Raw genomic sequence first — 23,109 nt, forward strand, 5'->3', positions numbered from 1 at the left:
CCGTGAGCACCTGGTCGTCACCGGCGGCGATCGCCGTCGAGGACCAGCTCTTCCGTGCCCTCGCGGTGCTCCGGATCGTCGTGCTGGCCAACGCGGTCGTGCTGGCGGTCTACCGCGCCGACGACGTCGGCCGGCCGGCGGCGATGGCCGCCTGCGTCGTCACGATGATCGGCTGGACGGGCTTCGCCACCTGGGCGTACGCCGAGCCGCACCGACGCGGCCGCGCGCTCCTCGCGGCCGATCTCGCGATCGCCGTCGCGATGCTCCTGGCCTCGCCGTACGTCATGGCCGACGGCGCGACCGCGAGCGTCCCTGGGTTCTGGATCATCGGGGCGCTGATCGCGTGGGCGATCCACTACCGCTGGGTCGGCGGGCTGGTGGCCGGTCTCGTGCTGGCGGCGGCCGACCTGGCCCGGCAGGACCTCGACTGGTCCGACTACGGCAACGCGTTCCTGCTCGTCGTCGGCGGACCTGTCATCGGCTTCGTGTGCGGCTCGCTGCAGCAGCTCGCGACCGAGCGCGACGCGGCCGAGCGGGCGGCCGCGGTGGCGGCCGAGCGGGCCCGTCTCGCGCGCGCCGTGCACGACGGCGTGCTGCAGGTGCTCGCGCTCGTGCAGCGACGTGGGGGTGAGCTCGGCGGTGCCGCGGCGGACCTCGGTCGGCTGGCCGGCGAGCAGGAGCGCCAGCTGCGCGCGCTGATCCGCGCCCAGGACGACCTCGGCGACGGCGCCCGGACGGGCGCGGTCGACGTGGTCGCCGAGCTGGTGCGGCTCGAGAGCCGACGGTCGGTCACCGTGTCGACACCGGGCACACCGGTCGAGGTGCCGGCCGCCACGGCGCGCGAGCTCGTCGCCGTCGTGGGGGCCTGCCTCGACAACGTCCGGACCCACGTCGGGGAGGATGCGCCGGCCTGGGTGCTCCTCCAGGCGTTCCCCGACCGGGTCGAGCTGTCGGTGCGCGACGACGGCCCCGGCATCCCGGCCGGCCGGCTCGAGGAGGCGGCCGTGGAGGGACGGCTCGGCGTCGCCGAGTCGATCCGCGGCCGGGTCGCCGACCTCGGCGGCACCGCGGAGGTCGTGTCCGGACCGTTCGGCACCGAGTGGGAGATCGTCGTCCCGCGCCCCGTAGGTTCGACGCCATGACCGAGGCCGAGGCCCGTCTCCGGGTGATGGTGGTCGACGACCACCCGATGTGGCGCGACGCCGTCGAGCGCGACCTGGCCGCTGCGGGGCTCGACATGGTCGCGGTGGCGGCCACCGGGCGCGAGGCGGTGGCGCGCTACCCGGCCGCCCGACCCGACGTCGTGGTGCTCGACCTGCAGATCCCGGAGCCCGACGGCGTCGCGGTCACCGCCGCGGTCGTGGCCGAGGACCCCTCGGCCCGGGTGCTGATCCTGTCGGCCTCGGGCGAGCCCGGCGACGTGCTCGCCGCGGTGAAGGCAGGTGCGACGGGCTATCTGGTCAAGTCCGCGTCGCGCGAGGAGCTGCTCGACGCCGTACGCCGCACCGCCGCCGGCGACCCGGTCTTCACGCCGGGCCTGGCCGGGCTCGTGCTCGGCGAGTTCCAGCGGATCTCCGGCGCGCCGGCGCCGGCGCCGGACCCGGGCGAGCCGAGCCTGACCGACCGCGAGACCGAGGTCCTCAGGCTGGTCGCCAAGGGCCTGTCCTACCGGCAGATCGCCGAGCGGCTCGTGCTCTCGCACCGCACGGTGCAGAACCACGTGCAGAACACGCTGCGCAAGCTCCACATGCACAACCGTGTCGAGCTCACGCGCTACGCGATCGAGCGCGGGCTGGACGAGTAGGGTTTCGCGCGAGGGAGCTGACGGCGAGAGGGCAGATGGCAGACACCGAGCGAACAGCGGACGCGCCGCGACGCCCCCTGTCGACGACGTCTCTCGTCGACCAGGTGACCGAGGAGCTCCACCGCGCGGTCACGAACGGCGAGCTCGCGGCCGGCAGTGGTTTCTCGATCGTGGAGCTGTGCGAGATGTTCGGTGTCAGCCACATCCCGGTACGCGAAGCGCTGCGGCGTCTTGAGAGCGAAGGACTGGTGACTCTCCGCCCCGGCCGGTCCGCGCTGGTCACCTCCCTGAGCTCGGAGGAACTGAGCGGCATCTACCGACTGCGCCGGATCATCGAAGGCGACGTCGTCCTTCGGGCGATGACAGCGATGTCGGAAGAGCACCTCGAGCGGGCGCGGGCCATGCTCGACGAGCTCGTCGGAACGCGACCGGACCCGGCAGAGGTCGCGGCAAGCAACCGTGCATTCCACTTGGCGATTCTCGAGGAAGCCGCCACCGGAGCCGACCGTCGAGTGCTGGATATCCTCTGGCGCTTGACGGACCGCTACCTGCACCTGCTCGCAGATGGGGGCCCCGGTGCGCTCTCGGGCGGCACTTGGGTGGACGAACATCGTGCCATGCTGGAACTCGCCCGCGGAGGGGACGCGCACGCCCTCCGTGATGCCTGGGTGGCCCACCTCGACGCCGCCGAGAGCACGCTACAAGCGGCTCTCGCCCGGCTCCCGCAATGAGGCTGACCCGGCAGCATGCATCTGCCGGGTCAGCGTCGATTCGTGCCGTCAGCGGGTGGCGGTGCCCTCGGTGTAGTCGGAGTCGTGCGACTTGACCCAGGCCATCAGCTTGCGCAGCTCGCGGCCGGTCTGCTCGATCGGGTGCTGCTCGCCCTTCTTGCGCAGCTCGGTGAACTCCGGCGAGCCGGCGTCCTGGTCGTCGATGAAGCGCTGGGCGAAGGAGCCGTTCTTGATGTCCTCGAGGACGCCCTTCATGTTCTCCTTCACGCGCTCGTCGATGACCCGCGGGCCGGAGACGTAGTCGCCGTACTCCGCGGTGTCGGAGACCGACCAGCGCTGCTTGGCGATGCCGCCCTCGTACATGAGGTCGACGATCAGCTTCAGCTCGTGGAGGCACTCGAAGTAGGCGACCTCGGGCTGGTAGCCGGCCTCGGTGAGGACCTCGAAGCCGTACATGACCAGCTGCGAGGCGCCGCCGCACAGGACGGCCTGCTCGCCGAAGAGGTCGGTCTCGGTCTCTTCGGTGAAGGTGGTCTTGATGCCGCCGGCGCGCAGGCCGCCGATGGCCTTGGCGTAGGAGAGAGCGAGCGGCCAGGCGCTGCCGGACTCGTCCTTCTCGACGGCGACCAGCACCGGCACGCCACGCCCGTCGACGTACTCGCGCCGCACCAGGTGGCCGGGGCCCTTCGGGGCGACCATGAAGACGTCGACGCCGGCCGGGGGCTCGATGTAGCCGAAGCGGATGTTGAAGCCGTGGCCGAAGACCAGGGTGTCGCCCTCGGCGAGCTGCGGCGCGATCTCCTCGGCGTACAGCCTCCGCTGGTGCTGGTCGGGCGCGAGGATGACGATGACGTCGGCCTCCTCCGCGGCCTCCGCGGGCGTGACGACCCGCAGGCCCTCGGCCTCGGCCTTGGCGCGGCTCTTCGAACCCGGCTGCAGGCCGATGCGCACGTCGACGCCCGAGTCGCGCAGGGACAGCGCGTGGGCGTGACCCTGGCTGCCGTAGCCGATGACCGCGACGTTCTTGCCCTGGATCAGGGACAGGTCGGCGTCGTCGTCGTAGAACATCTCAGCCACGAGGGCTTCTCCTTCGTTGTTGGTGATTCGTTGGTACGTCGTGGGGCGGTTTCGAGACGGGACTTCGTCCCTCCTCAACCACCGACGGCTGGCGGAGCGGGGATGGTCACCGGGCGCAGGGTGCGCTCGGAGATGGAGCGGGAGCCACGGCCGATCGCGACCATGCCGGACTGCACGAGCTCGCGGATGCCGAAGGGCTCGAGCACGCGGAGCAGGTCGGCGAGCTTGTCGGCGTTGCCGACCGCCTGGATCGTGATCGCGTCGGTCGCGACGTCGACGACCTTCGCGCGGAAGAGCTGAACGGCGTCCAGCACCTGTCCGCGGGCGTCGACGTCGGCCCGGACCTTGACGAGCATCAGCTCGCGGTTGATGGACGCAGCGCCGTCGAGCTCCACGATCTTGATCACCTCGACGAGCTTGTTGAGCTGCTTGGTGACCTGCTCGAGAGGCGACTGCTCGACGTCCACCACGATCGTCATCCGGGAGACCTCGGGATGCTCGGTCGGGCCGACGGCGAGGGAGTCGATGTTGAAGCCGCGCCGGCTGAAGAGCCCGGCGATGCGGGCCAGGACGCCGGGCTTGTTCTCGACGAGGACCGACAGCGTGTGCTTGGTGTTGAGCGGAATGCTCATCGACGTCCTCGCTTCGCTCCGGGCGCCGATGAGGCACGAGAGGGGCTGTGTCGGATGGTTCGTTCGCTTCGCTCACTCACGCTCGGAGCTCCACATCTGCGTCGTCGTCGAACTTCGGCGCGAGGTCTCGCGCGTACTTGATCTCGTCGTTGCTGGTGCCGGCGGCGACCATCGGCCACACCATCGCGTCGCGGTGGACCCGGAAGTCCACGACCACCGGGACGTCGTTGATCTCCATCGCCTTGTTGATGGTGGCGTCGACGTCGTCCGGGCTCTCGCAGGCCAGACCGACGCAGCCGTAGGCATCGGCGAGCTTCACGAAGTCGGGGATCCGCTTCGAGTGCAGGTCGGTGTTGGAGTAGCGCTCGTTGTAGAACAGCGACTGCCACTGCCGGACCATGCCGAGCGACTCGTTGTTGATCACCGCGACCTTGATCGGGATGTCGTTGATCGCGCAGGTGGCCAGCTCCTGGTTGGTCATCTGGAAGCAGCCGTCGCCGTCGATGGCCCACACGGTCGCATCGGGGCGGCCGACCTTCGCGCCCATCGCGGCCGGCACGGCGTACCCCATGGTGCCGAGACCTCCGGAGTTGATCCAGGTGTTGGGGTGCTCGTAGCCCACGAACTGGGCGGCCCACATCTGGTGCTGGCCGACCCCCGCGGCGTACACGGCCTCGGGGCCGGCGATCGCGCCGAGTCGCTCGAGCACGTACTGCGGCGCGAGGCTGCCGTCGGACGGGCGGTCGTAGCCGAGCGGGTAGGTCTTCTTGATGCCGGCGAGGAACGCGATCCAGGCCTCGTAGTCGCCCGTGCGGCCCGCGTCGGCCTCGGCCTTGAGGGCGACGACCAGGTCGCTGATCACCTCGCGGCAGTCGCCGACGATCGGGACGTCGACCGCACGGTTCTTGCCGATCTCGGCGGGATCGATGTCGGCGTGGATGACCTTCGCGCCCGGCGCGAACGAGTCGAGGTTGCCGGTCACCCGGTCGTCGAACCGGGCGCCGAGGCTGATGATCAGGTCGGACTTCTGCATGCCCGCGACCGCGGCGACCGTGCCGTGCATGCCGGGCATGCCGAGGTGCTGCGGGTGGCTGTCGGGGAAGGCGCCGCGCGCCATCAGCGTGGTGAGCACCGGCATGCCGGTCAGCTCGGCGAGCACGCGCAGCTCCTGGGCGGCGCGGGCGCGGATGACCCCGCCACCGACGTACAGGACCGGACGGCGCGACTCGAGGATGAGCCGCGCGGCCTCACGGATCTGCTTGGAGTGCGGCCGGGTCACCGGCCGGTAGCCGGGGAGGTTGAGCTCGCCGGGCCAGGCGTACGTCGTCATCGCCTGCAGCGCGGACTTGGCCACGTCGACGAGCACCGGTCCGGGTCGCCCGGTGGAGGCGATGTAGAACGCCTCGGCGACCGTGCGCGGGATCTCGGCCGGGTCGGTGACCAGGAAGTTGTGCTTGGTGATCGGCATCGTGATGCCGCGGATGTCGGCCTCCTGGAAGGCGTCGGTGCCGATGGCCGCGGCGCCGACCTGGCCGGTCACGGCCACGATCGGCACCGAGTCCATGTGGGCGTCCGCGAGCGGCGTGACCAGGTTGGTCGCTCCGGGGCCCGACGTCGCCATGCACACGCCGACCCTGCCGGTGGCCGCCGCGTAGCCCTGCGCGGCGTGTCCGGCGCCCTGCTCGTGGCGCACCAGGATGTGGCGGATCGAGGAGTCCATGAGGGGGTCGTACGCCGGGAGGATCGCGCCGCCCGGGATGCCGAAGATCTCCGTGGTGCCCGCGGCCTCCAGCGACCTGATCAGGCTCTGCGCGCCTGTCACCTGCTCGCTCATCACTGTTCCTCTTCTGGGACTTCCCGTTCGGGTGGTGCCGTGCCTGACCAACAAAAAACCCCTCGGCCCGGTGGGGCGGCGAGGGGTCGACGTGCGCGCTGGAGTCGTCTCGGACTCAGCTCACACGTCGCGTGCGTACAAGAAGCTCCTTGCGCATGGCCCCACGGTAGCCGCACCACCCGCTCGCCCGCATCCGAGTCTGGCACGCGTCCCAACATCCGGGACGGCGGTCTCACTCCGTGTCGCGGCCGTCGGCCGTGCACACGCACACCTTGTTGCCGTGCCGGTCGGCGAGCACCCAGAACGCCGGCACCGCGTCCTCGCTGACCAGCGTGCCGCCGGCGGCGACCGCGGCCGCGACCCGCTCCTCGGCGACCTCCCGCGGCACCACGATGTCGAGGTGGAAGCGTTGTTGCACCTCGCCCGTCGCGGCGGGGGCCTCCTGGAACCAGAGGGTGTTGTTGCGGCCGCCGGGGTCCTCGACCTGGTGCCAGGGGTCGTCGGTGTAGCCGAGCACCGCCGCCCAGAAGGCCTTGACCTCGTCACCGTCGGGCACGTCGAGCGCGAGCTCGAGCGTGGAGACCTCCCGCGGCGCCGACTCGATGTCGAGCTCGGCAGCGATCGCGGAGATCCGGCGAGCGAGCGCGATGTCGCGACTGGTCACGCCGTGCACGTCGTGGCTCTGCAGGTCGACGTCGACCTGCGGGTAGGTCAGCACGACGTCGGGGTGGTGGTTGGCCTCCTCGGCGGCGTCGGTGATCCGGGAGACGAGCTCCAGCCCCTTGACGAAGCTGCCGGTCTTGAACCGGGCGTGCAGCTTCATCAGGAAGAACCGCCAGTCGTCGAGGTTCGCTGCCACGACGTCGGGATAGCGCAGCACCTGCTTCGGGTCGGTCTCGGTCATGGCAGCACCACCTGTCCGATCGGTCCGGGGTTGTAGGCGATCTCCCAGCGGTAGCCGTCGGGGTCGCCGAAGTAGCCGGTGTAGCCGCCCCACTCGCGTTCCTCGGCGTCCTGCACCGGGTCGGCGCCCGCGGCGCGCGCGGTCGCGAGCACCGCGTCGACCTCGTCACGGGTCGGCACGTTGTGGGCGAGCGTGACCGGCGCCAGGCCGGGGCCGCGCCGGATCTCGCCCACCTCGGCCTCGAAGTGCGGCTCCACCCACAGCGACAGCAGCAGATGCTCGCCCGCCCGGATCATCAGCACGTCTGCGGGCACGTCCATCGCCGCTTGCCAGCCGAGACCGTCGAGGTAGAAGGCCCGGGTGGCGTCGAGGTCGCGAACGGCGAGCGTGACGAAGCTGATCCGCTGGTCCACCTCCCCACCTTCGCACTCCGCACCGTCCGACGCGAGTCGTTCCGTCCGCGGCGAGGGTTCGGCCGGGGCGTGGGCGGGCGGTGGGCCCGCTCTGCGGGAATACCCGGTGCACCGGGTATTCCCGCGGTTCTCGGGCAATGCATCGCCCCAGAACCGCGAGCACTCCCCGAGAAGTCCGCCGAGCGGTAGCGTCGGACCCGTGAGCGACCGCCCCGGCATCGACACCGCCGCCCCTCCCAGCGGCACCGGCTGCGTCGAGTGCGAGGAGGCCGGCGGCTGGTGGGTGCACCTGCGCCGCTGCGCGCAGTGCGGCCACGTCGGCTGCTGCGACTCGTCACCCTCGCAGCACGCGACCGCGCACTGGCGCGCGACCGGGCACCCCGTGGTGCGCACCTACGAGCCGGGCGAGGACTGGTTCTGGGACTACGCGGCGGAGGGCGGCTTCCTCGGCCCCGACCTCGCGCCGCCGCTGTGCCACCCCGAGGACCAGCCGGCGCCGGGACCCGCCGGCCGCGTGCCCGACGACTGGCGCGACCACGTGCGCTGACGGCAGGACGAGACACTCGGTGGTTGAGGAGGTTGCGCACCAACCGTCTCGAAACCACCGAGACCCTCTCGACTGCGGGGGTTTCGAGACAGGCGCTAGCGCGCCTTCCTCAACCACCGGGAGCCCGGGCGACAGCGCGCCTTCCTCAACCACCGGGAGCCCGGGCGAGAGCGCACCCTCCTCAACCACCGGGACCCCGGGCGACCAAGCGCGGGGCGCGTCTCAGTCCAGCGCGACCTGCGGGATCGTGACGACCTGGCCGGCGTAGCTGAGGCCGGCGCCGAAGGCGATCAGCAGGGCCGTGTCGCCCGGCTTCGCCTCACCGGCCCGCACCATCGCCTCGATCGCCAGCGGCACCGACGCGGCCGAGGTGTTGCCGGAGTCCTGGACGTCGCGCGCGACCGTGATGCCCTCGGGGAGCTTGAGGTTGCGGGCGAGGGTCTCGGTGATCCGGAGGTTCGCCTGGTGCGGGACGAACACGTCCAGGTCGGTCAGCTCGAGGCCGGCGGCGGCGACGGCCTCGCGGGCGACGTCGGCCATCGCGAAGGGCGCCCAGCGGAAGACCTGGGTTCCCTCCATCCGCACCACCAGCGGATGGTCGGCGTCGAGCTCGTCGCACCGCATCGACTGGGTGATGACGTGGGACTGCGAGCCGTCGGAGCCCCACGCCACCGGACCGATACCGGCCCCCTCGGCGGGACCGACGACGACCGCACCGGCGCCGTCGGCGAAGATGAAGGCGGTCCCGCGGTCGGTCGGGTCCATGAACGTGCTGAGCCGCTCGGCGCCCACGACCAGGACGAGGCCCGCGTTGCCGCCGCGGACGAGGTCCGACGCGACGGACAGCGCGTGGCAGAAGCCGGCGCACCCGGCGGAGACGTCGAACGCCGCCGCGCGCGAGCCGAGCCGGTCCGCGAGCAGGGGCGCGGCGGCCGGGGTGTGCTGGACGTGCGTGGACGTCGCGAAGATGACGGTTCCGAGGTCGCCCGCGGCCACCCCGGACGCCTTCAGGGCCCGCTCCGCCGCGACCGTCGCCATGTCGAGCAGCGACTCGTCCTCGGCGGCGTACCGCCGGGTCCTGATGCCGGAGCGCGTCCGGATCCACTCGTCGCTGGAGTCCAGCACCTCGCAGATCTCGTCGTTGGTCACGATGCGCTCCGGGCGGTGCACACCGAGGCCGAGCATCGCGGTCGCCGCCGCGCCCGACCGCTGGTTGATCGTCGTCACAGCCGCAGACTACGCGAGCGTCTGGGTGACCTCCCGGACGCCGTCGCGTACCACCAACCTCGCGCGCGCCCCGTTGACCAGCGGCAGGAAGGGCTGGGTGTGGCCGATGTCCATCTGCGAGACGACGGGGACGCCGAGCCCGCCGAGCGCCTCCTCGACCGCCTCCAGCTGGGTGAGGTCGGGCGCATCGGGTGCCGGGGTGCGGCCGACGAGCACGGCGTTCGCGTGCTCGAACCAGCCGGACATCCGCAGTCCGTGGAGGATCCGGCAGATGTCGTAGGCGCCCTGCTCGCACGCCTCGACGTAGACGAGCAGCCCCTCGTCGGCGTGCGCGCGGCCGAACGCCGGGATGTCGGCGTACGGCGTCCCCGCGAGCGGTGACAGCACCTCGAGGCAGCCGCCGATGAGCCGGCCGGAGACGTCGACGTCGCCTCCGCCGAGCACGACCCAGTCGGTCTCGCGGTCGAGCGTCATCCGGGTGGTGTCGGGCACCCGGAAGTCGCCCCAGCCGTCGCGGGTGCGACCGGGGCTGCGCTGCACGACGTCACCGGTCGCGGCAAGCAGGTCGGTCCAGTGCGCGAGCCCCTCCGGCGGCGCGAGCGGCGTGTCCATCAGGTTCCAGCCGTGCAGCGTCGCCCAGCCGAGGCGCGTCGTCAGCGGCACCAGCAGGGTGGACAGGTCGCTCCAGCCGACCAGCCAGGTGGGCTCCGCCGCCGCGAGCCGGTCCCAGTCGAGGACCTCCAGGAGGTCGATGGCGAGCTCGCCGCCGAAGGGCGGCACGACGGCGGCGACGTCGGGGTCGCAGAGGAAGTCGACGAGCTCGGCGGCGCGTTGCGCGGCGGGCGCCGAGCGCACCTCGTCGCCCGACATGCACTCGCCGACGACGACCCGGAAGCCACGGTCGCGCAGCCACTGGAGGGCGAACTCGAGCCGGGGGTGCGAGTCCGGTCCGACCCCGCTCGACGGTGCGGTGACGGCGATCAGGTCGCCCGGCGCGAGCGGTGGCGGGAAGCGCGGTCCTGGGAGGGGCATGGGGTCAGGCTGTCAGGCCGTCGAGCGTCTCGCGAACGAGTTCCATGCCGCGCTCGACCTCGGCGAACGACGTCGACAGCGGCGACAGCCCGAGGCGCAGGCCACCGGGGTCGCGGTAGTCGGGGATCACGTCGCGCGCCCACAGCGCGGCAGTGGCCTCCCGCATCAGCGGGTGGTTGAGGGTCACGTGACCACCGCGCCGCGCAGGGTCGCGCGGCGAGCCGAGCACGACCCCCGCCGGTGCGAGCACCTCGTCGGCGAGCTCGACGGCGTACGTCGTGAGCGCGACGGACTTCTCGCGCACGGCGGCGATGCCGGCCTCCTCGATCAGCGCGACCATGCCCCGCATCGCGAGCATGCCGACGATGGGCGGGGTGCCGGACTGGAAGCGGCGGATGCCGGGCGCGGGCGCGTACGTCGGACCCATCAGGAACGGGTCGGCGGACCCGAGCCAGCCCTGGACCGGCTGCGTCAGCTCGCCGAGCAGCCGGTCGGCGACGTAGCAGAAGGCCGGCGACCCGGGACCGCCGTTGAGGTACTTGTACGTGCATCCGACGGCCAGGTCGACGTCCCACTCGTCGAGCGAGACCGGCACCGCGCCGGCCGAGTGGCAGAGGTCCCAGAGGATCAGGGCGCCCGCCTCGTGGGCGATGCGGGTCAGCCCGGCCGCTTCGGCGATCCACGCCGACCGGTACGAGACCTGAGACAGCACGACGAGCGCCGTCCGCGGCCCGACCGCCTCCGCCAGCAGCTCGGGCGTCACACCGGCGGCCGGGTCGACGTCGATCCAGCGCAGGGTCAGGCCGCACTCCTCGGCGACCCCGGCTGCGACGTAGCGGTCGGTCGGGAAGTTGTCGCGGTCGATGACGATCTCGGTGCGGCCCGGCCGCGCGGCGACCGCGGCCCGCATCAGCTTGTAGAGGAGCACGGTCGTCGAGTCGCCGATCGTCGTCTGCCCGGGCGCCGCGCCGAGCACGACGCGGCCGAGGTCGTCGCCGATCCGCTCCGGCAGCTCGAGCCAGCCCTCGTCCCAGCCGCGGATCAGCCGGCCGCCCCACTCCTCCTCGACGAAGCGGGCGAGCCGCGGCCCGGTCGCCTTCAGCGGCCGGCCGAGCGAGTTGCCGTCGAAGTAGACGAGCGAGGTCTCGGCGCCGACGAAGCGGTCGCGGTACGCCGCCAGCGGGTCGGCCGCGTCCAGGAGGTGGGTCATGGGCGTCGCGCCGTCAGGTCACGCACCTCGGCGTAGCGCTCACGGACCGCGGGCGTCGGATCGACCCGCGTCTCGACGACGCCGGCGAGCGGCCAGTCGGGCGGATCGGCGCCACCCGCGAGCACCCACGCGGCCTGCCTGGCGGCGCCGCGCGCGACGTACTCCCCCGCCTCGGGCACCGTCACCGGCAGGCCGAGGACGGCCGAGGCGATCTCGCGGACGGCCTGCGACCGGGCGGCTCCGCCGACGAGGATGACCCGCTCGACGGGGGTGCCGAGCGCGCGGACCGCGTCGACGGCGTCGGCGAGGCCGCAGATCATGCCCTCGACGGCGGCGCGGGCGAGGTGGGCCGGGGTGGCGGTCTCGAGCCGCAGCCCGTGGATGGCGCCGGTGGCGTCGGGCCGGTTGGGGGTGCGCTCGCCCTCGAGGTAGGGCACGAGGGCGAGGCCGCCGGCGCCGGCCGGCGCGGCGAGCGCGAGGTCGGAGAGCTCCGCGTGGGAGGCGCCGAGCATGCGGCCGGCGGCGTCGAGCACGCGCGCGGCGTTGAGCGTGGCGACCAGCGGCAGGAAGCGGCCGGTGGCATCGGCGAAGCCGGCGACCGCGCCCGTCACGTCGCCGACCGGCCGGTCGGCGACGGCGCAGGCGACGCCCGAGGTGCCGATCGAGACGACGACGTCGCCCGCGACGGCCCCGAGGCCCAGCGCGGCACCGGCGTTGTCGCCGGTGCCCGGGCCGAGGACGGCTCCGGTCGGGGTCGACGGACCGGCCTCGGCCGGAGCCAGCACCCGCGGCACGATCGCGTCGTGTCCGAGGCCGAGCTCGAGCAGGTCGCGGCGGTAGTCCTCGGTCTGCGGCGACCAGTAGCCGGTGCCGCTGGCGTCACCCCGGTCGGTGACCAGCGCGTCCAGCGGGAGCGAGCCGGCCAGCCGCCAGGTCAGGTAGTCGTGGGGCAGGCACACCGCCGCCGTACGACGCGCGTGGTCGGGCTCGTGGTCGCGCAGCCAGCGCAGCTTGGTGACGGTGAACGACGCGACCGGGACCAGGCCGACCGCGTCCACCCAGGCCCGCGCGCCGCCGAGCTCGTCGATCAGGTCGAGGGCGGCCTGCGCGGACCGGGTGTCGTTCCACAGCAGCGCCGGGCGTACGACGGCGCCCGAGTCGTCCAGGCAGACCATGCCGTGCTGCTGACCACCGACGGCCACCGCCTCGACGTCGTCGATCCCGCCGGCAGCGGCGATCGCCGCCTGCAGCGCGTCCCACCACGCCTCGGGCGCGACCTCGGTGCCGTCGGGGTGCGCGGCCGCTCCGCTGCGGACGAGCTCGCCGCTGTCGGCGTCACAGACGACGACCTTGCAGGACTGGGTGGAGGAGTCGACCCCCGCGACGAGTGGCACGAGCAGACCCTAACGAGTCGTGTGCCAAGGTGTGCTCCGTGCGTGCCGCCGCGGGCCTCCCGCTTGCCCTCTCCCACGGTCCCTACCGGGCCGAGATCGTCACGGTCGGCGCGTGCCTGCGCGTGCTCACCCGCGACGGGGTGGACCTCGTCGCGGGCACGCCGTCGGGCGAGATCTGCGCGAACTTCCGCGGCGCCGTGCTGATGCCGTGGCCCAACCGGGTCGGCGACGGCGCCTACGACTTCGACGGCCACGCCCACCAGCTCGCGCTCTCCGAGCCGGCCCGGCGCAACGCGCTGCACGGCCTCGCGCACTGGGTGGCGTGGACCGTGGCCGAGCACACCGGCGACCGGGTGGTGCTGCGCCACGAGCTGCCCGCCCAGGTGGGCTACCCGTGGTCGCTCGACCTCGAGGTCGACTACGCGCTCGGCGACGACGGGCTCACGATCAGCCTGACCGCGACCAACGCGAGCGGCTCCCCCGCGCCGTACGGCACCGGGCTGCACCCCTACCTGACCGTCGGACGTCGCGTCGACGAGTGCGTGCTGACCCTGCCGGCCGACACGCGCTGCGAGATGAGCGACCGGGGCCTGCCGTCGCCCGCGACGTCGGTCGACGGCACGGCGTACGACTTCCGGGAGCCGCACGTGATCGGCGACCTGGAGCTGGACCACCCGTTCGGCGGCGTGGCCGCCGGCTCGACCGCCGTCCTCGCCGACCCCGACTCCGGCCGCGAGGTGCGGCTGACCGTCGGCGACGGCCTCGGGTGGCTGCACGTCTTCACCGGCGACCCGCTGCCCTGGGGGGTGCGCGAGTCGCTCGCGGTCGAGCCGACGACCGGCCCGCCGGACGCGTTCCGCTCCGGCATCGACCTGATCGTGCTCGAGCCGGGCGACACGCACACGGTGTCGTTCACGATCACTGGAAGCTGACGAACCGCACCCTCGGGCGGATGGCGTGCACCTGGCGCGGCCCCATCCGGCGCACGTCCTCGTCGTAGAAGAGCTTGAAGCCCATCGCGAACTGCCGCGGCCGGGCGACGTGGTGATAGGTCGCCAGCTTCTGCTGCCGAGTGCCGAAGCCGTCGACGTGCTGGACCATCGAGAGGTTCGCCCGGGGCCGGACGCCGGCGACGTCCGGGATCATGTCGGTGCGGAACTGGTGCAGCACGAAGAGCTTCTCCGGCAGGCCCCGGTCCGTGGCGAGCCGGGCCAGCCACGCCGAGGTCCTGTTGACCTCACGCGCGCGAACCTGGCCGATGGTGCGACCGGGCACCTCGTGCGGGCCCATGCGCCACTCCGGGTCGAGCGCGAGGCCGACCCACGGGTCGCGCAGCGCCCACTCCCAGCGCCGGGCGGTCTCGAGGAATCCGGAGCGGCCCGGCTGGACGTCGAGCAGCAGGAGGGCGTGGTTGCGGTGCGCGGCGCGGAGGTAGCGCCGCACCTCCGCGCGCGGGATGTCGTGGCTGTAGTTGCCGTCGGGCCCCGGTGACGCGTCGGCGACGGTGACGATCAGCTCGTAGACGTGCCGCATCGGGAGCCCCGGACGCCGGAACGGCGCGGCCGCACGGCGCAGCCGGCGGTCCATCGTGTCGGGGTCGCTCTCGCCGAGCACGCCGAGCGCGGCCGTCTGCGCGGTCCCGTAGTAGGCGACCAGGAACCGGTTGCCCGCGAAGATCCGCGTGCCGCCGCCGGGCAGCTCGGGCACCGGGCGGGCTGCCGCCGGCGGCTCGGCCACCGGAGGCTCCACCACCGCCGCGGCGGGCTCGACCCGGGGCACGTCCTCCGCCTCGCCACGGCCGGCTCCCCAGGCGACGACGATCAGCGCGACCAGCGCCAGCAGGACGAGGAAGAGGACCGGCCCGCGGTGGTCGGGTTGCTCCATCGTGGTCGGCGGTCAGCTTGTGATCGCGCCGTGCGCGGCGGACTGCACGATCTTCGCGTACTTGCCGAGCACGCCGCGGGTGTACTTCGGCGGGTTCGGCTCCCAGCCGACCTTGCGCTTCTCCCACTCCGCGTCGGCGTCGGGGCCGCCGACCTCGACGTCGAGCAGCCGGTTGGCCACGTCGAGGGTGATCTGGTCGCCGTCGCGCAGGAACGCGATCGGACCGCCGTCGACGGCCTCGGGTGCGATGTGCCCGACGCACAGGCCCGTCGTACCGCCGGAGAAGCGCCCGTCGGTGATCAGCAGGACGTCCTTGCCGAGCCCCGCACCCTTGATCGCACCGGTGATCGCGAGCATCTCCCGCATGCCCGGACCGCCCTTGGGGCCCTCGTAGCGGATCACGACCACGTCGCGCGGCCTGATCTCGCCGCGCTCGAGGGCGTCCATCGCGGCGCGCTCGCCGTCGAAGACCCGCGCCGTGCCCGTGAAGACCGACTCGTCGAACCCGGCGCTCTTGACGACGGCGCCCTCGGGGGCGAGCGAGCCCCTGAGGATCGTGAGGCCGCCGGTCGCGTGGATCGGCCGGTCGAGGTCGCGGAGCACGTCGCCGTCGAGGCTGGGCGGGGCGAGGTCGGCGAGGTTCTCGGCCATCGTCCGGCCGGTCACCGTCAGGCAGTCGCCGTGCATCAGGCCCGCGTCGAGCAGCGCCTTCATCACGACCGGGATGCCGCCGATCTTGTCGACGTCGTTCATCACGTAGCGGCCGAACGGCTTGAGGTCGCCGAGGTGCGGCACCTTGTCACCGACCCGGTTGAAGTCGTCGAGGGTCAGGTCGACGTCGGCCTCGCGGGCGATCGCCAGCAGGTGCAGGACCGCGTTGGTCGAGCCGCCGAGCGCCATCACGACGGCGATCGCGTTCTCGAACGCCTCCTTGGTCATGATCTGGCGCGCGGTGATGCCGTGGCGCAGCAGGTCGACGACCGCCTCGCCGGACCGGTGCGCGAAGCCGTCACGCCTGCGGTCGACGGCCGGCGGCGCGGCCGACCCGGGCAGCGACATGCCGATCGCCTCGGCGACCGCCGCCATCGTGTTGGCGGTGTACATCCCGCCGCACGCCCCCTCGCCGGGGCAGATCGCGCGCTCGATGCGATCCACCTCCTCGCGGCTGATCTTGCCCGCCAGGCAGGCGCCGACCGCCTCGAAGGCGTCGATGATCGTCACGTCGTTGCCGTCGACCTGGCCCGGCATGGTCGAGCCGGCGTAGAGGAAGACGCTCGCGAGGTCGAGCCGCGCGGCCGCCATCAGCATGCCGGGCAGCGACTTGTCGCAGCCGGCGAGCAGCACCGAGCCGTCGAGACGCTCGGCCATCATCACCGTCTCGACCGAGTCGGCGATCACCTCGCGCGACACCAGCGAGAAGTGCATGCCCTCGTGGCCCATCGAGATGCCGTCGGAGACGGAGATCGTGCCGAACTCGAGGGGGTAGCCGCCGGCCGCGTGCACGCCGTTCTTCACCGCCTGGGCCAGGCGCTGCAGCGACAGGTTGCAGGGAGTGATCTCGTTCCAGCTCGACGCGACGCCGACCTGCGGCTTGGCGAAGTCGTCGTCGCCCATCCCCACCGCGCGGAGCATGCCACGGGCGGCGGCGCGCTCGAGGCCGTCGGTGACGTCGCGGGAGCGGGGCTTGATGTCTGCGGCAGGCCGGGGATCGCTCATGCGCAAAGCCTAGGCCGAGAGGCTCTAGCATTTTCCCGTGACCGTGATCTGGGCCGAGTACGACGCGGTGCTGTTCGACCTCGACGGCGTCATCACCCCGACCGCCGAGGTCCACATGCGCGCGTGGTCGGAGATGTTCAACGCCTTCCTGGAGGAGTACGACGGACCGGGCGACCGCACGCCGTACACCGACGCCGACTACTTCGCCCACGTCGACGGCAAGCCGCGCTACGACGGGGTCCGCGACTTCCTCACGTCCCGCGGCGTCGAGGCACCGGAGGAGCGGGTCGTCGAGCTCGGCGACCGCAAGAACGACGCCTTCAACGAGGTCCTCGAGCGCGACGGCGTCACGCCGTACCCCGGCTCGGTGCTGCTCCTCGACCACCTGCGCGGCCTCGGCCTGCCGCTCGGCGTCGTCTCCTCGTCGGCCAACGCGCCGGCGGTGCTCGAGTCCGCCGGTGTGCTCGACCGCTTCGGGACGGTCGTCAGCGGCGCCGTCGCGCGTGAGCTCGGCCTGCGCGGCAAGCCGGCCCCCGACACGTTCGTGCACGCGGCCGAGGCGCTCGGCTCCTCGGCGGCCAGGGCGGTCGTGCTCGAGGACGCGCTCTCGGGCGTGCGCGCGGGCCGCGCGGGCGAGTTCGGCCTGGTCGTCGGCGTCGACCGCGGCGCGGGCGCCGCCAGCCTGACCGAGGCGGGTGCCGACGTCGTCGTGCGCGACCTGGCCGACCTCGTCCCCCAGGACGCGGCATGAACACCCCACGAAATCGCGGACTTCCCCCGCTTCGCTCCTCCAGCCCACGATTCCGCGGGGACCCCGCATGAGCCGCCGCGTCGGACCCGACCCGCTCGACCGCGGCCGCTTCCCGGTCGACGAGTGGAGCCTGGTCGAGACCAGCTACAACCCGGTCGACCTCGGGCTGACCGAGACGCTCTTCGCCGTCGCGAACGGCTACCTCGGGATCCGCGGCAACCCCGAGGAGGGCCGCCCGTCGTACTCCAACGGCTCCTACGTCAACGGCTTCCACGAGACGTGGGAGATCCGGCACGCGGAGGCGGCGTTCGGCTTCGCCCGCACGGGGCAGACGATCGTCAACGTCCCCGACACGAAGGTCCTCAAGCTCTACGTCGACGACGAGCCGCTCACGTTCGGCACCTCCGACCTCGAGCACTACGAGCGCTGCCTCGACTTTCGTGACGGCGTGCTGCGCCGCAGCCTGGTCTGGCGCACGCCGTCGGGCAAGCTCGTGCAGGTCGACACCACGCGCATGGTGTCGATGACCCAGCGCCACCTCGCCGTGATGACGCTCGAGGTCACGATGCTCAAGGGCGAGGCCCCGATCGTCATCTCCTCGCAGATCCTCAATCGCCAGGACGGCCGCGACGAGTACCACGGCCGCATCTCCACGACCGCCGACCACGTCGACCCGCGCAAGGCCGGCGCGTTTCCCGACCGGGTGCTGCTGCCGCGCCTGCACTACGCGAACGACGACCGGATGCTGCTCGGCTACCAGTGCGCCAACTCCGGGATGACGATCGCGGTCGCGGCCGACCACCGGCTCACCACCACCGACGTCCACGACGTCGTCGCGCGCGCCGACGAGGACCGGGCCAAGATGGTCTACCGCATCGACGCGACCGAGGGCACCACGACCCGGCTCGAGAAGCTGGTGTCCTACCACTCCTCGCGCGGCGTACCCGTCCGCGAGCTCTCCGACCGCTGCGACCGCACGCTCGACCGGGCCGGCGGCTACGGGGTCGCCCACTACGTCGCCGACCAGCGGCAGTGGTACGCCGACTTCTGGGCGGCCGCTGACGTCGAGATCGCGACGCCCACCCCCCAGCACCGGGCGGTGCAGCAGGCGATCCGCTTCAACCTGTTCTCGCTCGCGCAGGCCACCGCGCGCATCGACGGCATCGGCATCCCGGCCAAGGGCGTCACCGGCTCCGGCTACGAGGGCCACTACTTCTGGGACAGCGAGGTCTACGTCCTGCCGTTCCTCACCTACACCTCGCCCGAGGTGGCGCGGAACGCGCTCCACTTCCGGTCGGTGATGCTGCCCGCCGCGCGTGACCGGGCGCGCGAGATGGCGCAGACCGGCGCGCTCTACCCGTGGCGCACGATCAACGGCGAGGAGGCGTCGGCCTACTACGCCGCCGGCTCGGCCCAGGTGCACATCGACGCCGACGTGGCGCACGCCCTGATGAAGTACGTCCGGGCGACCGACGACGCCGGCTTCCTGGTCCGCGAGGGCATCGACATCCTGGTCGAGACCGCCCGGATGTGGGCCGAGCTCGGGTTCTGGCGCAGCAACGGCGAGCCGACGTTCCACATCCACGGCGTCACCGGCCCCGACGAGTACACGACCGTCGTGAACAACAACCTGTTCACGAACGTGATGGCGCGCTTCAACCTCGAGCAGGCCGCGATCGCCGTCCACCGGATCCGCGCCCACGACCCCCAGGGCTGGGTGCGGGTCTCGGCCCGCCTCGGCATCACCGACGACGAGGTCGAGGAGTGGCAGCGCTGTGCGGAGGGCATGACGATCCCGTTCGACGCCGGTCTCGGCATCCACCCGCAGGACGACTTCTTCCTCGACCGCGAGGTGTGGGACCTCTCCCGGACGCCGCCCGAGACGCGGCCGCTGCTGCTGCATTACCACCCGCTGGTGATCTACCGGTTCCAGGTGCTCAAGCAGGCAGACGTCGTGCTGGCGCTCTTCCTCCAGGGCGACCGGTTCACGATGGAGGAGAAGCGCGCCGACTTCGAGTACTACGACCCGATCACCACCGGCGACTCGACGCTGTCGGCGGTCGTGCAGTCCGTGATCGCCGCCGAGGTCGGCTACCACGAGGCCGCGCTCGACTACTTCCACCAGGCGCTCTACGTCGACCTGGCCGACCTCCACCACAACACCGTCGACGGCCTGCACGTCGCGTCGACCGGTGGCGTGTGGAGCGCGCTGGTGCACGGTTTCGGCGGCATGCGCGACTACGGCGGCGAGCTGTCGTTCGACCCGAGACTGCCGCAGGGCTGGCCGTCGCTGACCTTCCGGCTCTGCTGGCGCGGCACCCGGATGCTGGTCGAGCTCGGCCAGGAGCAGGTGCGCTTCTCGATCTCCTCGGGCGAGGGCAAGGTCCCCGTCACCGTTCGCGGCACGCCGTACGACGTCACGCCTGGCGCCCCGGTCGTCGTGCCGCTCCCCGACCAAGGTGACCGCATCGACGGGCTGCTCGGCGACCGCCCGGTCATCGGCGGCACCCGCGCGGACGGCAGCACCATCACCGCCGGCGTGCCGGAGCCGATCCAGCTGCCCGACGAGATGGAGCCCACCGGCGAGATCCCGGCGTACCAGCCGGACCTGCCGATGCCACCGGTCTAGTGCCGCGCGTCGGAAGTTCCTGTGCGCTTCGCGCACACATGGCACGCGCTCTGCTACGTTGCCGAAGCTCGCGAGACGGGCGGGTATGGCGTCGCTCCGGCGCCTTGCAGCGCACGCACCCTGAGCACGCCAACCGTTCAACAACATCCGACGCACGACACTAGCCGGGCTTCGGACGGTCCGCCGGGGTCGAACCCGCCGCGCAGCTGTCACGGGGTGTTGTGGCGTCTTCGGGCCCGTCATGACGGGTCAGCAGACGACACAACACCCCGTTACAGGGTCGCCTGGGGTCGCGCCGGCGCCGGCTAGCCCGACGACTCGGCGGCGACCTTGAGCCGGGCCAGTCCCTTCTCGAAGTCGCCGCCGACGAGCTTGTCCATGTTCATGAAGCGACCGACGAAGCCCCAGAACCCCTTCTGCTCGCCGCGCATCCGCCACTCGACGGCCGTGCCGCCGCTGCCGTCGGGGGTGAGCTCGAAGGTCACCGCGTTGGTCGCCGAGAACGGCTTCATGAAGATCAGCTCGACGTCGACCCGCTCGGGGGTCGACCCGGTGATCTCCATGCTCCCCTGCCCGGCCTTGCGGTTGCCGCTCCACGCGTAGTGCGCCCCGACACCCTTGTCGGGGCCGCTGTAGGTGCGGGCGAGGTCGGGATCGGCGTCCTCCCACGGCGACCACTCGCGCCATGCGTGGAAGTCGTCGATCAACGCGTGGACGCGGGCCGGCTCGGCCGCGACCGTGGTCGTGCGCACCACCTCGTAGCTGCCCATGCGGTTCCTCCCTCTGGTCGGCGGGGTCAGACGGCTGCGGCCCGCACGCACATGACGTCGGGCAGGTCCTTGACGATCTCGCGCCAGGTGTCGCCCTCGTCGGCCGAGCCCCAGACGGCGCCGTTGCGGGCGCCGAGATAGACGCCGGGCGTGTCGTGGTCGTCGGCGCACATCGCGTCGCGCATGACGGCGACGTAGAAGGACTCGGGCAGGCCCCGGCCGAGCTCCTCCCAGGTCTCGCCGGCGTCCCGCGAGCGCCACACGCGGGCCTTCGCGTCGGTCGGGTACCGGCCGGCGCTGTCGCTGAGCGGGAAGACGTAGACGGTGTCGGGCTCGTGCGGGTGCACCACGATCGGGAACCCGAACTCCGCGGGGAGCCCGTCGGCGATCGAGGACCAGGACTTGCCGTGGTCGTCGGAGCGGTAGACACCGCCGTGGTTCTGCAGGTACATCCGCTCCGGTCGGGACGGGTGCCGGGTCACCTTGTGCACGCACTGGCCGAACTCGGGGTACTGCTGCCCCTCGGGCAGGAACACGGCGCAGATGCCCTGGTTGCGCGGCTGCCAGCTCAGACCGCCGTCGCCGGTCTGGTAGACGCCGCCGGTGCTGATCGCCGCGGTGACGCTCAGCGGGTCGGTCGGGTGCGGCAGCACGGTGTGGAACGCCTGACCCCCGAAGCCGGCGTTCCACTCGGGACGGTGCGGGTGGTCCCACAGCCCCCGCTCGAGCGCGAAGGTCTCGCCGCCGTCGGTCGACCGGAACACCGCGCCCGGCTCCGTCCCGGCGTACACCACGCCGTCCTCGCACCCGGGCACCAGCTGCCAGATCCGCTCGACCTTGGCGTCGGTGTCCTCGGGGAACCGCACCGCGCCGTTGGGGGTCTCCTGCCAGGCCGCGCCCAGGTCGTCGGAGCGCCAGACCTGGGGACCGGTCCAGCTCGACGACGAGCCGACCAGCAGTCGCGGCCGGTCGCCGCGCTTGTCGACCATGCAGGAGTAGACCTCCTCCATGTCGAAGTGCGGGCCGGTGAACTCCCACTCCTCTCTCGCCTCGTCCGACGCGCCGAGCCACAGACCCTTGCGGGTCCCCACCATGAGCACTGTCCGCTTCGCCATCTCGCTCTCCGATCCGGTGGACCTACTCTGCCGTCTAGATTGACCCGGTGGCCACCCGGAACTCATCGCTCCGCGTGGTCTCCCCCGTCTGGCTGGTGCTGATCGGCATCCTGTCCGTGCAGGTCGGCGCCGGCGTCGCCAAGTCGCTCTTCGACGAGGTGGCGCCCACCACGATCGTGTGGTTGCGGCTCGTCACGAGCGCCGTGGTGCTGACACTCGTCGCCCGGCCCGCGCTGCGCGGCAAGACGCGATCCGACTGGCTGGTGGCGATCGGGCTGGGTGCGTCGCTCGGCATCATGAACTGGGCGATCTACCAGTCCTTCCTGCGCATCCCCCTCGGGGTCGCCGTCACCCTCGAGTTCCTCGGTCCGCTGACCCTCGCGGTCGTCGGCTCCCGGCGGCTCCAGGACCTGCTCTGGGTGGCCTTCGCGGCGATCGGCGTCGCCGTCCTCGGCCTCGCCGGCGGCAGCGGCTCGGTCAGCCTCGCCGGCGCCCTCTTCGCGCTGCTGGCCGGCGCGATGTGGGCGTCGTACATCCTCCTCAGCGCGCAGACCGGCCGCCGCTGGCCGGGGATCGACGGCCTCGCCGTGGCGTCGGTGGTGGCCACGCTCCTGCTCACCCCGGCCGCGGTCGGCACCGGCGGCTCCGACCTCCTCGACCTGCGCATCCTGCTGATCGGCGCCGCGGTCGGCCTGCTCTCGTCGGTGATCCCCTACAGCTGCGAGATGGTCGCCCTGCGCACCATCCGGCCGTCGGTGTTCTCGATCCTGATGAGCCTCGAGCCGGCCGCCGCGGCGCTCGCCGGCATCCTGGTGCTCCAGGAGTTCCTCAGCCTGCAACAGTGGCTGGCCATGGTGTGCATCATCGTCGCGTCCGTCGGCGCCACCAGGTCGGCCCGCACGGTCGCGCCGGCCCCCGACTGAGGAGCGCCAGCGGGAGGTGGCTCCCCGGTGGTTGAGGAAGGCGCCCTGGCGCCTGTCTCGAAACTACCGCACGCGCCACTCGGTGGTTGAGGAAAGCGCGCTAGCGCCTGTCTCGAAACACCGGGCCACCGGTTTCAACATCGGCTGACCAGCACCCCGTCGGCCACGGCCGGCGGGGTCGTCAGCGCAACCCGCTCGAGTTCACGCAACCGTCACACCACGTTGACCCGCGAGCGTCGGGCGGCGGCCTAGCGTGGGCCCACGTCGTCACTCGGGACACACAGCGGAGGCCGCGGTGCACCTGGAAGCGCTCCATCCCACCCGCCCGCTCGTGCATGCCGTGGCCGCGGTACGACGATGGCCGGTCGCGTCCCAGAAGCGGTCCCGACGCAACGCCATGATCGCCTGCACCGCCCTCGCCCAGCGGCGCGCGGAGCTCGACGATGTCGAGGAGTTCCTCGCGGCGCTGCACCGGGAGCAAGCACTCGAGGTCGTCCACGGCTGAGCGGCGACTGG

The 23,109-nt window shown here is 72.4% G+C and carries 22 protein-coding genes; 9 read left to right on the top strand and 13 right to left on the bottom strand.

The genetic code is table 11. The annotated features are described in order from the left end of the window. Positions 1 to 2: 2 nt before the first annotated feature. Genes PZ894_RS16475 through PZ894_RS16485 form a run of 3 tightly spaced genes read left to right on the top strand, consistent with a single transcriptional unit; the run spans position 3 to position 2,535 of the window. A complete protein-coding gene (locus PZ894_RS16475; RefSeq protein ID WP_275746450.1) occupies positions 3 to 1,142 on the top strand; it encodes a DUF5931 domain-containing protein in 1,140 nt (379 codons plus the stop codon). Further along, on the top strand, positions 1,139 to 1,804 hold the full coding sequence (locus PZ894_RS16480) for a response regulator transcription factor (RefSeq protein ID WP_275746451.1): 666 nt from the start codon (positions 1,139 to 1,141) through the stop codon (positions 1,802 to 1,804). Before PZ894_RS16475 ends, PZ894_RS16480 begins: the two co-directional genes overlap by 4 nt. A 35-nt stretch (positions 1,805 to 1,839) precedes the next feature. Further along, the gene (locus tag PZ894_RS16485) at positions 1,840 to 2,535 is read left to right on the top strand and encodes a GntR family transcriptional regulator (RefSeq protein WP_275746452.1); all 696 of its coding nucleotides are present in this window, start codon (positions 1,840 to 1,842) and stop codon (positions 2,533 to 2,535) included. A 48-nt stretch (positions 2,536 to 2,583) separates the two neighbouring features. Here the strand turns inward: PZ894_RS16485 and ilvC are convergent, their stop codons facing one another. The 5 genes from ilvC to PZ894_RS16510 form a co-directional block, all read right to left on the bottom strand. Next, on the bottom strand, positions 2,584 to 3,612 hold the full coding sequence (ilvC, locus tag PZ894_RS16490; RefSeq protein ID WP_275746454.1) for a ketol-acid reductoisomerase: 1,029 nt from the start codon (positions 3,610 to 3,612) through the stop codon (positions 2,584 to 2,586). A gap of 74 nt (positions 3,613 to 3,686) precedes the next feature. Beyond that, the gene (gene ilvN, locus PZ894_RS16495; RefSeq protein WP_275746456.1) at positions 3,687 to 4,244 is read right to left on the bottom strand and encodes an acetolactate synthase small subunit; all 558 of its coding nucleotides are present in this window, start codon (positions 4,242 to 4,244) and stop codon (positions 3,687 to 3,689) included. 76 nt (positions 4,245 to 4,320) lie between these two features. Beyond that, positions 4,321 to 6,129, bottom strand: coding sequence for an acetolactate synthase large subunit (locus PZ894_RS16500; protein WP_275746458.1), 1,809 nt, complete (start codon positions 6,127 to 6,129; stop codon positions 4,321 to 4,323). A gap of 181 nt (positions 6,130 to 6,310) precedes the next feature. Then, entirely contained in the window at positions 6,311 to 6,982 is a 672-nt protein-coding gene (locus PZ894_RS16505) for a 4a-hydroxytetrahydrobiopterin dehydratase (RefSeq protein ID WP_275746461.1), read from the bottom strand. Continuing rightward, positions 6,979 to 7,395 (bottom strand): VOC family protein, encoded by a 417-nt coding sequence (locus PZ894_RS16510; protein WP_275746463.1) that lies wholly within the window; start codon positions 7,393 to 7,395, stop codon positions 6,979 to 6,981. The genes PZ894_RS16505 and PZ894_RS16510 overlap by 4 nt, the downstream gene beginning before the upstream one ends. Before the next feature lie 199 nt (positions 7,396 to 7,594). On the opposite strand from PZ894_RS16510, the gene PZ894_RS16515 reads away from it, so the two are divergent. Then, positions 7,595 to 7,942, top strand: a complete 348-nt coding sequence (locus PZ894_RS16515; protein ID WP_275746464.1) for a UBP-type zinc finger domain-containing protein — start codon at positions 7,595 to 7,597, stop codon at positions 7,940 to 7,942. Between the two features lie 222 nt (positions 7,943 to 8,164). Here PZ894_RS16515 and PZ894_RS16520 read toward each other — a convergent pair whose 3' ends face one another. The 4 genes from PZ894_RS16520 to xylB are packed head-to-tail and all read right to left on the bottom strand — an operon-like array spanning position 8,165 to position 12,805. After that, the gene (locus tag PZ894_RS16520) at positions 8,165 to 9,169 is read right to left on the bottom strand and encodes a beta-ketoacyl-ACP synthase III (protein ID WP_275746465.1); all 1,005 of its coding nucleotides are present in this window, start codon (positions 9,167 to 9,169) and stop codon (positions 8,165 to 8,167) included. A 9-nt stretch (positions 9,170 to 9,178) separates the two neighbouring features. Beyond that, complete coding sequence (locus PZ894_RS16525; RefSeq protein WP_275746466.1) at positions 9,179 to 10,201, bottom strand: S66 peptidase family protein; 1,023 nt, start codon at positions 10,199 to 10,201, stop codon at positions 9,179 to 9,181. A gap of 4 nt (positions 10,202 to 10,205) precedes the next feature. Then, on the bottom strand, positions 10,206 to 11,411 hold the full coding sequence (locus tag PZ894_RS16530; RefSeq protein ID WP_275746468.1) for an aminotransferase class V-fold PLP-dependent enzyme: 1,206 nt from the start codon (positions 11,409 to 11,411) through the stop codon (positions 10,206 to 10,208). After that, positions 11,408 to 12,805: a xylulokinase gene (gene xylB / locus PZ894_RS16535; protein WP_275746469.1), complete on the bottom strand. Its 1,398-nt coding sequence runs from the start codon at positions 12,803 to 12,805 to the stop codon at positions 11,408 to 11,410. The genes PZ894_RS16530 and xylB overlap by 4 nt, the downstream gene beginning before the upstream one ends. 38 nt (positions 12,806 to 12,843) lie before the next feature. On the opposite strand from xylB, the gene PZ894_RS16540 reads away from it, so the two are divergent. Continuing rightward, the gene (locus tag PZ894_RS16540) at positions 12,844 to 13,737 is read left to right on the top strand and encodes an aldose 1-epimerase family protein (protein ID WP_275746471.1); all 894 of its coding nucleotides are present in this window, start codon (positions 12,844 to 12,846) and stop codon (positions 13,735 to 13,737) included. Here the strand turns inward: PZ894_RS16540 and PZ894_RS16545 are convergent. Together PZ894_RS16545 and ilvD are read right to left on the bottom strand one after the other, a co-directional pair. Further along, positions 13,724 to 14,689: a hypothetical protein gene (locus tag PZ894_RS16545; RefSeq protein ID WP_275746472.1), complete on the bottom strand. Its 966-nt coding sequence runs from the start codon at positions 14,687 to 14,689 to the stop codon at positions 13,724 to 13,726. The genes PZ894_RS16540 and PZ894_RS16545 overlap by 14 nt on opposite strands. Positions 14,690 to 14,701: 12 nt before the next feature. Then, positions 14,702 to 16,405, bottom strand: a complete 1,704-nt coding sequence (gene ilvD / locus PZ894_RS16550; protein WP_275746474.1) for a dihydroxy-acid dehydratase — start codon at positions 16,403 to 16,405, stop codon at positions 14,702 to 14,704. 43 nt (positions 16,406 to 16,448) lie between these two features. On the opposite strand from ilvD, the gene PZ894_RS16555 reads away from it, so the two are divergent. Further along, a complete protein-coding gene (locus PZ894_RS16555; RefSeq protein WP_275746550.1) occupies positions 16,449 to 17,156 on the top strand; it encodes a beta-phosphoglucomutase family hydrolase in 708 nt (235 codons plus the stop codon). A gap of 67 nt (positions 17,157 to 17,223) precedes the next feature. Further along, positions 17,224 to 19,785, top strand: a complete 2,562-nt coding sequence (locus PZ894_RS16560; protein ID WP_275746476.1) for a glycosyl hydrolase family 65 protein — start codon at positions 17,224 to 17,226, stop codon at positions 19,783 to 19,785. 305 nt (positions 19,786 to 20,090) lie between these two features. Here the strand turns inward: PZ894_RS16560 and PZ894_RS16565 are convergent, their stop codons facing one another. Next, positions 20,091 to 20,555, bottom strand: a complete 465-nt coding sequence (locus tag PZ894_RS16565) for an SRPBCC family protein (RefSeq protein WP_275746477.1) — start codon at positions 20,553 to 20,555, stop codon at positions 20,091 to 20,093. A 26-nt stretch (positions 20,556 to 20,581) separates the two neighbouring features. Next, positions 20,582 to 21,670 carry an exo-alpha-sialidase gene (locus PZ894_RS16570; RefSeq protein ID WP_275746478.1) on the bottom strand — a complete coding sequence of 363 codons (1,089 nt, stop codon included), beginning with the start codon at positions 21,668 to 21,670 and terminating at the stop codon, positions 20,582 to 20,584. A 47-nt stretch (positions 21,671 to 21,717) separates the two neighbouring features. Here PZ894_RS16570 and PZ894_RS16575 point away from each other — a divergent pair, with 47 nt between their 5' ends. Both PZ894_RS16575 and PZ894_RS16580 read left to right on the top strand, forming a co-directional pair. Beyond that, complete coding sequence (locus PZ894_RS16575; RefSeq protein WP_275746479.1) at positions 21,718 to 22,593, top strand: EamA family transporter; 876 nt, start codon at positions 21,718 to 21,720, stop codon at positions 22,591 to 22,593. Between the two features lie 295 nt (positions 22,594 to 22,888). Beyond that, a complete protein-coding gene (locus tag PZ894_RS16580) occupies positions 22,889 to 23,098 on the top strand; it encodes a hypothetical protein (protein ID WP_275746480.1) in 210 nt (69 codons plus the stop codon). Positions 23,099 to 23,109: the final 11 nt, after the last annotated feature.

It is taken from the genome of Nocardioides sp. YIM 152315 (genome assembly GCF_029210375.1).
Classification (GTDB): domain Bacteria; phylum Actinomycetota; class Actinomycetes; order Propionibacteriales; family Nocardioidaceae; genus Nocardioides.